Origin of the sequence: Bacillus hominis (assembly GCF_018332515.1) — a bacterium.
Lineage (GTDB): Bacteria > Bacillota > Bacilli > Bacillales > Bacillaceae_G > Bacillus_A > Bacillus_A hominis.
Genome location: NZ_BOQD01000556.1, coordinates 1 through 1,194, shown reverse-complemented (window position 1 = coordinate 1,194; position 1,194 = coordinate 1). Strand labels below are relative to the sequence as shown.

Here is a 1,194-nt window from a genome sequence, read left to right as displayed (position 1 = left end):
TTTAATTATTTACTTAACATTGGCAGCCTCTAGCGAAAAAGATACTCTTACTCAAGTGAAAAAAGCTCCCAATATCCCATCTGCTATTCAAGATTCAAACGATATGGAAGACCCTACAGGATATTGGACAACAGAAAAGATGAAAAATGCAATTCCAGTAGATAAAACAAAGAATTTTAATAGATGAGTCATAAATGAATAAAAAGCGAACCCTCAATATTTAATCGGTTCGCTTTTTATTATAATTATACTTCTCGCCACCAAGCAGCCGTAGGATAATCTTTAGATTGTAACGTAATAGCTTCACCGATTTGTGGCGTTGAAATATTAACTCCTAAACGATTTGCTTCTTTCGTAACACGTTCAATAGGATCACTCCATTCATGTAATGCTAACGTAAACGCACCCCAATGAATAGGAACGAGCAATTCTCCTTTAACGTCAATATGAGCTTGTACTGTTTCTTCTGGCAACATATGAATAGCAGACCATCTCGTATCGTATTGTCCGCATTCCATTAAAGTAAGATTGAATGGACCGTATTTATCACCAATTTCCTTAAAGTGAGGAGCATAGCCACTATCTCCGCTAAAGAAGACTTTCGTTTCTTGACCGAGGATAACCCATGAACACCATAATGAACAATCTCTATCTGTCATACTTCGTCCAGAAAAATGCCTTGCAGGTGTACAAACTAATTTAATATTTTCAAACGTGATTTCATCCCACCAATTATGCTCACTTATTTTATCAGGTGAAACACCCCATTTAATAAGATAACGCGCAACTCCAGTCGGAACATAAAAATGCTTTACACGATCTTTTAACTGCATAATACTTTTGTAATTCAAATGATCGTAGTGATTATGCGAAATGATAATCGCATCAATTTCCTGAAGATCTTCACGTTCTAAAGAAAAAGCACCACTATATCGCTTACTATTAAAAACAGGAAATGGGGAAGAGGCATCGCCAAGCATAGGATCTAATAATAGTTTTTTACCTTCTATTTTTAAAAGAGAAGCAGAATGACCAAACCATGTAACACTATCTATAGATTCATTATGCAGATTCGGTAACACAATAGGTAAATTCTTTATAGGACGCAGCTTTGTTTTTATTTTAAAGTAATCAGACATTAAACCTATAATATCTTTTGGTTTAAAACTTACATCAGTATGAATTTGATTTATA

The 1,194-nt window shown here is 34.4% G+C and carries 2 protein-coding genes; one reads left to right on the top strand and one right to left on the bottom strand.

Going from position 1 to position 1,194, the window contains the following annotated elements; genetic code table 11:
- Positions 1-187: hypothetical protein (locus tag KI356_RS27315; RefSeq protein WP_212937017.1), on the top strand; the 187-nt coding region annotated here is incomplete at its 5' end.
- Between the two features lie 58 nt (positions 188-245).
- Here the strand turns inward: KI356_RS27315 and KI356_RS27310 are convergent.
- The gene (locus KI356_RS27310; protein ID WP_212937016.1) at positions 246-1,193 is read right to left on the bottom strand and encodes an MBL fold metallo-hydrolase; all 948 of its coding nucleotides are present in this window, start codon (positions 1,191-1,193) and stop codon (positions 246-248) included.
- Between the last annotated feature and the right edge of the window lies 1 nt (position 1,194).